Origin of the sequence: Streptomyces sp. YS-3 (assembly GCF_045257485.1) — a bacterium.
Taxonomy (GTDB): domain Bacteria; phylum Actinomycetota; class Actinomycetes; order Streptomycetales; family Streptomycetaceae; genus Streptomyces.
In genome coordinates this window covers 1-7,789 of sequence record NZ_JBJHPC010000350.1, presented here as the reverse complement: position 1 = coordinate 7,789, position 7,789 = coordinate 1, and the positions used below count along the sequence as shown (strand labels likewise).

Genomic DNA, 7,789 nt, shown 5'->3' with positions numbered 1-7,789 from the left:
CCCTCGCCGCCCTGGCCGCAGCCGGTGAGCAGCAGCGCCGCGAGGGCCAGGGCGGCCCAGGCGCCCCGGGCGGGACCTCTCTTCGCGGGGCGGCGGGCGGGAGCGGCGGTCACGGGTGTCTCCCCTCGGAGGTGGGGTTCTGCGCGGGCGTGGCGGTGTCGGGGGTGGCGGTGTCGTAGGTCGCGCCGTCCAGGAGGGCGCGGACCTCGGCGGCGCGCCGTCCGGGGTCGGTGCCGTCGGCGCACAGGGTGGCGTAGAGCACCGTCGCGGCGTCCGGTGTCGCGCGCGTGGTCGTGTAGTAGGAGGTGGCCCCCATCCGGCGGCAGCCGGGCGGTACATCGCGGGCGCGTTCCAGGGGCGTCCCCGGGGGCAGCGCCTCGGCGCCGTCCCGGCCGCCCGGCAGCGCCCACAGCGAGAGCAGCAGGCCCCCGGGGACCAGCCGGTCCAGCGGTTCGCACAGCACCCCGGACCCGTCGGACTTCTCCGGCGGCGAACAGGCCTCCTCGTACGGCTTGAGCGGCTGCGCGGCCACATATCCGTCCGGCAGGGTGTTGGTCTTCTGCCCCACGCCGTCGGGCAGCCGCAGCGCGTCCCAGGACGCGGGCAGCCGCAGCGTCAGACCGCCGATCGCCGGGAAGGAGACCCGTACGCCGGTGGGTCCGGTCAGTCCCTGCGGGAGCGCGGCCGGGGGCACCCGCTGGGTGTCGGTGCGCAGCGCGTCGGGCAGCAGCGCGCCCGCGGCCACCAGCGAGACCACCGCGGCGGCGGCGCCTCCGGCGGCCCGGCGGCGCCTGCGCCGCGCCAGCCGCTCGCGCACCTTGTCCAGCCGGCTCGCGGGGACCGGCAGCCGGGGCACGGCCCGCTCCAGCAGCACCCGCAGCGCCTGCTCGTCGTCGTCCGGCCCGGCGGGGCCGGGAAGGGCGTCGTCAGTCACGGCGCTCCTCGACCAGTACGGGCAGCAGTCCCCGCAGGGTGCGCAGGGCCTTGGCGGCCTGGCTCTTGACCGTGCCCGGCGTACAGCCGAGCACCGCCGCCGTGTCGTCCACGCCCAGGTCCTCGAAGTAGCGCAGCACCACCACCGCGCGCTGGCGGGCGGGCAGCGCGCGGACGGCCGCCGCGAGCGACTGCTCCAGGTCCACCCCCTCGTACGCGTCGAAGGACCCGGCGGCGTCCGGGAGTTCGCCGTGCGGGACCTCGCCCCGCCAGCGCCGGCGCCACCAGGAGGTGTACGTGGTCACCAGGGTCTTGCGCACATACGCCTCGGGGTGGGCGTCGGCTATCCGGTGCCACTTGGGCCACACCTTGGCGAGCGCGGTCTGCAGCAGGTCCTCCGCCAGATGCGCGTCGCCCGTCAGCAGCCAGGCCACCCGCAGCAGCCGGGGTCCCCGGGCGGCGACGAACTCCTCGAATCCGTCGGGTCCTCCGGGGGCCATCGCTGTGTCCTCGTCTGTCCGTCCGTGCTCTCACATCTGTCGAACGCGGTGGGTTGCCCGGCCGGTTGCCCCGGATCCGAACCCGTATACGCACCCGGGCACGCGCCCGGACACGGCGAAGGGCCCGGATCCGCGGGGAATCCGGGCCCTTCGCCCTACGAAGCGGACTGCTCCGGCGTGTCTACTTCTCCGCGCCCTTGGCGGCGACCGGCTTGCGCAGCTGGATGTTCAGCTCGCGCAGCCGGGACTCCTCCAGCTCGCTGGGCGCGCCCATCATCAGGTCCTGCGCGTTGCCGTTGAGCGGGAACGCGATGGTCTCGCGGATGTTGGGCTCGTCGGCCAGCAGCATCACGATGCGGTCCACACCCGGGGCGATGCCGCCGTGCGGCGGGGCGCCGAGGCGGAACGCCCGCAGCATGCCCGCGAACTCGCGCTCGACGGTCTCCGCCTCGTACCCCGCGATCTCGAACGCCTTCAGCATGATGTCGGGCTCGTGGTTGCGGATCGCGCCGGAGGACAGCTCGATGCCGTTGCAGACGATGTCGTACTGCCACGCGAGGATGTCCAGCGGGTCCTTCTCCTCCAGGTCCTTCATGCCGCCCTGTGGCATCGAGAAGGGGTTGTGGGAGAAGTCGATCTTCCCGGTCTCCTCGTCCTTCTCGTACATCGGGAAGTCGACGATCCAGCAGAACCGGAAGACGCCCTCCTCGAAGTGGCCGGAGCGCTTGGCGGCCTCGACGCGGACCGCGCCCATGATCTTGGAGACCTCGTCGTACTCGCCCGCGCCGAAGAAGACGGCGTGCCCGGCGGCGAGGCCGAGACGCTCGGTGAGGACCTTGGTGTTCTCCTCGGTGAGGAACTTGGCGATCGGGCCGGTGAAGGCGCCGTCCTCGCCGACACGGATCCAGGCCAGGCCCTTGGCGCCGTGCTCCACCGCGTACTCACCGAGGCCGTCGAAGAACTTGCGGGACTGGCCCGCGACGTCCGGCACCGGCAGCGCGCGCACGTGCTTGCCCGCGAACGCCTTGAACTCCGAGCCCTCGAAGACATCGGTGATGTCGACGAGCTCCAGCTGGGCGCGCAGGTCCGGCTTGTCGTTGCCGTACTTCAGCATCGACTCGCGGAACGGGATGCGCGGGAACGGCGAGGTGACGTGGCGTCCGCCGCCGAACTCCTCGAACAGCTCGGTCATGAGCTTCTCGATCGGCTGGAAGACGTCCTCCTGCTCGACGAAGCTCATCTCGACGTCGAGCTGGTAGAACTCGCCCGGCGAGCGGTCCGCGCGGGCGTCCTCGTCGCGGAAGCAGGGCGCGATCTGGAAGTAGCGGTCGAAGCCGGAGATCATCAGCAGCTGCTTGAACTGCTGCGGGGCCTGCGGCAGCGCGTAGAACTTGCCGGGGTTCAGCCGGGAGGGGACGACGAAGTCGCGGGCGCCCTCGGGGGAGGTCGCGGCGAGGATCGGGGTCGCCATCTCGTTGAAGCCGAGCGCGGTCATCTTGTGGCGCATCGCCGAGATGACGGCCGAGCGCAGCATGATGTTGCGGTGCATGCGCTCGCGGCGCAGGTCGAGGAAGCGGTACTCAAGGCGCCGCTCCTCGTTGACGCCGTCCTCGGCGTTGATCGTGAACGGCAGCGGGCCGGCCGCGCCGAGCACCTCGACCTCGCCGACCTCGATCTCGATCTCACCGGTCGGCAGGTCCGCGTTCACGTTCTCCGCGCCGCGCGAGACGACCTTGCCGTCGATCCGGACGACGGTCTCCTTGGAGAGCTTGTCCAGGACCTCCGCGCCGGCCGTGCCGGGGCGGGCGACCAGCTGGGTGATGCCGTAGTGGTCGCGCAGATCGATGAAGAGGATGCCGCCCAGGTCTCGGCGATTGTGCAGCCAGCCGCTCAGCCGTACGTCGGTGCCGACGTCGCTGGCGCGGAGCTCGCCGCAGGTGTGGGACCTGTACCGGTGCATTTCTTCATCCAGTTCTTCGCGTGACAGGCGGGAAACAGTCCCTCCAGGTTACCGGCCGGGCCCAGCAGCTCTCGCCGGTACAAAACGGGCTGCCTAGAGTGGGGATCATGCGCACCGAGGACGTCCTGGCTGCGATCGCCACCGGGCTGTGGCGCTGGGACAACGCGTCCGGAACGGTCACGCTCGACGCCGAGGCCGCCCGCCTCCTCGGCCTGCCCCCTGAGCGGGTGGCGCTCTCCGAGGCCGCCGTGCGCTCCCGCTTCCACCCGGTCGACTGGAACGAGGTCGACCAGATCGTGGCCCTGGCCGTCGCGGAGGGCACCCTCGCCGAGGCCCGGATGCGGATCATGGACGAGAACGGGCGGGTGCTGCGGACCGTACGCAGCCGCTCCAAGCCGCTGCGCAAGGAGACCGCCGAGGGCGTGGACTACGTCCTGATCGGCACCCTCCAGGAGGTCGCGGAGCCGCAGCCCTCCATCGCCGCGCACACCCCCGTCACCGGCGACTGGCGCCGCTCGCGGGAGGCGTTCCTGCTGGACGCGGGCCGGGCGCTGGCCGAGGCCCGCTCCACGGCCGAGGTGCTGCGGGTGGCGGCCTCGCTGTCCATGCCGGGCTTCTCCCCGGACGGTCTCGCCGTCTTCGGGGTGGCGGGCGACCGGCTGTCGATCATCGGCCACCACGGGCACAACCCCGGCGACGACGGCCCCTTCGCGGACATGCCGCTGGACACCGACTACCCGGCGGCGGACGTCGTACGGAACGGGCGGGCCATCTACCTCTCCAGCCCCGAGGAGTACCGCCGCCGCTACCCGGCCACCTGGCCGCTCGCCCGGCGCTTCGACCGCAGGTCCTGGGCGTTCCTGCCGCTGATCGTGGCGGGGCGGACCATGGGCACCTGGATGGCGGCCTTCAAGCACCCCGTGGCGTTCACACCCGACGAGCGGTCGGTGCTCACCACGGTGGCGCGGATGCTGGCCCAGGCGCTGGCCCGCGCGGGCGAGGCGGAGTCCGAGCGCGAGCTGTCGCTGGGGCTCCAGCGCTCGATGATGCCGACCCTGGGCCCCGACATCCCCGGTATGACGGTCGCCGCCCGCTATGTGCCGACCGGCGGCGGCCTCCAGGTGGGCGGTGACTGGTACGACATGATCCCCCTGCCGTCCGGCCGGTTCGCCCTGGTCATCGGGGACGTCCAGGGCCATGACGTACGGGCCGCGGGGCTGATGGGCCAGCTCCGCATCGCGCTGCGGGCGTACGCGAGCGAGGGCCACCGCCCCGACGCGGTCCTCTCGCGCGCCTCGCGCTTCCTGTACGGGATCACCGAGTCGTACGGGGAGTCCTACGAGGCGGGCGACGAGCATCCGCGCTTCGCGACCTGCCTCTACATCGAGGTCGACCCCGCCACGGGCACCCTCGACATCGCCCGGGCCGGCCACCCCGACCCCGTCATCCGTACGGCCGAGGGCACCGCGCTGATCCGCCAGACCTCCGGCGGGCTGCCCCTGGGGATCGAGGCGGACTCGGACTATCCGACCACCCGGCTCGTCCTGGAGCCGGGCGAGACGATGATGCTCTGCACGGACGGGCTGATCGAGACCGGCGGCCACGACATGGGCTCGGGCTGGACCCGGCTGCGGCCGGTCCTGGAGGAGGACACCGGGGACGGTCTGGAGAAGCTGGCGGACGCGCTGGTCCAGGCGGTGCACGGCCCCTCCTCGCACCACACGGTGGGGCCGCTGGCCGACCGCCGCGAGGACGACATCGCGGTACTGCTGCTGTGCCGCAACAGCGACGTGTGCGGCTGCGGTACGGGCCCGGGCACCCGGACGGTCCCGGCCCGCCGCACCGCCGTGACCGTCGCCCAGGCCGAGCCGCACCGGATCGCCGGGGTCCGCCGCCAGCTGCGCGAGCTGCTGCACGACTGGGCCGACGACGAGCAGGTGGACTCGGCCGTCCTGATGGTCTCCGAGATGGTCACCAACGTCCTGGTCCACACGGACGGCGACGCGCTCCTGGTCGCGGAGGCCACCGGCACGCCCGGCGCCCGCTGTCTGCGCGTGGAGGTGGCCGACACCAGCGACGACCTGCCGCACAAGCGCCGCCCCGGCGAGATGGCGTCCAGCGGGCGGGGCCTGGTGCTGATGGAGATGCTGGCGGACCGGTGGGGGGTGGACCCCCGGGGCGAGGGGAAGTCGATCTGGTTCGAGCTCTACGAGGGGCCCGACGGGGACTCCCCCGCGGAGTAGCGCCCGCGCAGCTCGCCGAGGACACCGAAGGCGGCAGCCGCGACGGGCACGGCGAGCAGCATCCCGAGCAGCCCCGCGACGCTCGCCCCCGCCGTGATGGCGATCATGACCATGGCCGGGTGCATCTGCACGGTCCGGCTCTGGATCACCGGCTGGAGGATGTGCCCCTCCAGCTGCTGTACGGCCAGGACGACCCCGAGCGTCCACAGCGCGATCCCGAACCCCCGGTCGGCGAGCGCCACCAGGACGGCGACCGCGCCGGAGACGAAGGCGCCCAGGTAGGGGATGTACGCGCCGATGAAGACGAGGGCGCCGAGCCCCACCGCGCCGGGCACGCGCAGCACGAGCAGCCCGACGGTGATGCACAGGGCGTCGATGAGGGCGATGATCGTGGTCCCCCGCATGAACCCCTCGACGGCCTCGAAGGCCCGCCGGGCCATGGCCTCCACGACGGGTCCGGTGCCGCGCGGGGCGAGGGAGTGGGCCAGGTGGACGGCCCGGTCGGAGTCCTTCAGGAAGAAGAAGGTCAGCAGCAGCGACAGCACCCCGGTCGCGATGAGCGAGCCGACGATGCTGAGGCCGGTGAGCAGCCCCGAGGCGGCGGTGGCGCCGAACTTGCCGAGCAGCGGCTTGGCGTTGTCGGCGAGGCTGGAGACGCCGTCGCCGCCGGCGACCCCGAAGTGGTCGGCGAGCCAACGGCCGGCCTGCCGCAGCGACTCGATGATCTGGTCCCCGGTGTCGATGAGGGCGCTGACGACGACGTATCCGGCGCCGCCGACCACCGCCACGAGGGCGACGCAGGTGAGCCCCGCGGCGAGCGAGCGCCTCATCCGCAGCTTCAGCAGCTGCCGGAAGACGGGCCCGAGCAGGGCCGTGCCCAGCAGGGCGAGCAGGACGGGGGTGACGGCGGTCTTGAACACGACACAGAGCCAGACGGCGACGGCGGCGACACCGGTGACGAGCAGCACGACGACACACCAGGCGGCAAGGCGCCGCGCGCCTTCGGGAAGTAGGTGCGCACGCTCCACACCCCCAGCTCACCACGTCCGCCCCGCCACGGCCCGCGGACAAAGGTGGGGTGCGGGCAGGGGACTCACATCCCGTGCACCGCCGGGACCGTGCCCAGCCGTCCCTTCTGGAAGTCCTCGAACGCCTGCTGCAACTCATCCCGCGTGTTCATCACGAACGGCCCGTAGTGCGCCATCGGCTCCCGGATGGGCCGCCCACCCAGCAGCACGACCTCCAGGTCGGGCGTGTTCCCGTCCTGCCGCTCGTCCGCCCGGACCGTCAGCGATCCGCCGTCGCCGAAGACGGCGGTCTGCCCCATCCGCACGGGCCGGCGCCCCGCACCCACGGACCCCCGCCCGGCCAGCACGTACGCCAGCCCGTTGAAGTCCGAGCGCCACGGCAGCGTGACCTCCGCCCCGGGCCGGATCGTCGCGTGGATCATCGTGATCGGGGTGTGCGTGATCCCCGGCCCCTCGTGGCCGTCCAGCGCCCCCGCGATCACCCGCAGCAGCGCGCCGCCGTCCGGCGAGGTCAGCAGCTGGACCTGGCCGCCCCGGATGTCCTGGTAGCGCGGGTCCATCATCTTGTCGGCGGCGGGGAGGTTCACCCACAGCTGGAGGCCGTGGAAGAGGCCGCCCGAGGTGACCAGGGACTCCGGCGGCGCCTCGATGTGGAGCAGACCGGACCCGGCCGTCATCCACTGGGTGTCGCCGTTCATGATCGTGCCGCCGCCACCGTTGCTGTCCTGGTGGACGAAGGTGCCGTCGATCAGGTAGGTCACCGTCTCGAAGCCCCGGTGCGGGTGCCACGGCGTGCCCTTGGGCTCGCCCGGCGCGTACTCCACCTCACCCATCTGGTCCATCATGATGAACGGGTCCAGGTACTGGTAGTTGATCCCGGCGAACGCGCGCCGCACCGGGAACCCCTCCCCCTCGAAGCCGGCCGGCGCCGTGCTCACGGTGAGCACGGGACGCGGCACCGCACCCTCCGGCGCGGTCACGCGCGGCAGGGTGAGCGGGTTTTCGACGGTCACAGCAGGCATGGGACGGCCCTCCTCGGGGGGATGCTCAGCATCCAAAGTAGTTGAATGGTGAACAGTCGGCAAGGCGCACTGATTCCCGAGGGGGAGGGAGGGCGGTCAGGAG

6 protein-coding genes are annotated in these 7,789 nt (G+C 72.6%); 1 reads left to right on the top strand and 5 read right to left on the bottom strand.

Annotation, left to right across the window (positions count from 1 at the left end):
- Window positions 1–109: 109 nt before the first annotated feature.
- The 3 genes from ACJA3G_RS24620 to aspS form a co-directional block, all read right to left on the bottom strand.
- Window positions 110–934: a hypothetical protein gene (locus tag ACJA3G_RS24620; RefSeq protein WP_406555222.1), complete on the bottom strand. Its 825-nt coding sequence runs from the start codon at window positions 932–934 to the stop codon at window positions 110–112.
- Window positions 927–1,433, bottom strand: a complete 507-nt coding sequence (locus ACJA3G_RS24615) for a SigE family RNA polymerase sigma factor (protein WP_406555221.1) — start codon at window positions 1,431–1,433, stop codon at window positions 927–929. Before ACJA3G_RS24615 ends, ACJA3G_RS24620 begins: the two co-directional genes overlap by 8 nt.
- Window positions 1,434–1,614: 181 nt before the next feature.
- Window positions 1,615–3,393 carry an aspartate--tRNA ligase gene (aspS, locus tag ACJA3G_RS24610; RefSeq protein WP_406555220.1) on the bottom strand — a complete coding sequence of 593 codons (1,779 nt, stop codon included), beginning with the start codon at window positions 3,391–3,393 and terminating at the stop codon, window positions 1,615–1,617.
- Between the two features lie 107 nt (window positions 3,394–3,500).
- Here aspS and ACJA3G_RS24605 point away from each other — a divergent pair, with 107 nt between their 5' ends.
- Window positions 3,501–5,636 (top strand): SpoIIE family protein phosphatase, encoded by a 2,136-nt coding sequence (locus tag ACJA3G_RS24605; RefSeq protein ID WP_406555219.1) that lies wholly within the window; start codon window positions 3,501–3,503, stop codon window positions 5,634–5,636.
- Here ACJA3G_RS24605 and ACJA3G_RS24600 read toward each other — a convergent pair.
- Both ACJA3G_RS24600 and ACJA3G_RS24595 read right to left on the bottom strand, forming a co-directional pair.
- Entirely contained in the window at window positions 5,600–6,664 is a 1,065-nt protein-coding gene (locus tag ACJA3G_RS24600) for an AI-2E family transporter (protein WP_406555218.1), read from the bottom strand. The genes ACJA3G_RS24605 and ACJA3G_RS24600 overlap by 37 nt on opposite strands.
- 65 nt (window positions 6,665–6,729) lie before the next feature.
- Window positions 6,730–7,686: a pirin family protein gene (locus ACJA3G_RS24595; RefSeq protein WP_406555217.1), complete on the bottom strand. Its 957-nt coding sequence runs from the start codon at window positions 7,684–7,686 to the stop codon at window positions 6,730–6,732.
- Between the last annotated feature and the right edge of the window lie 103 nt (window positions 7,687–7,789).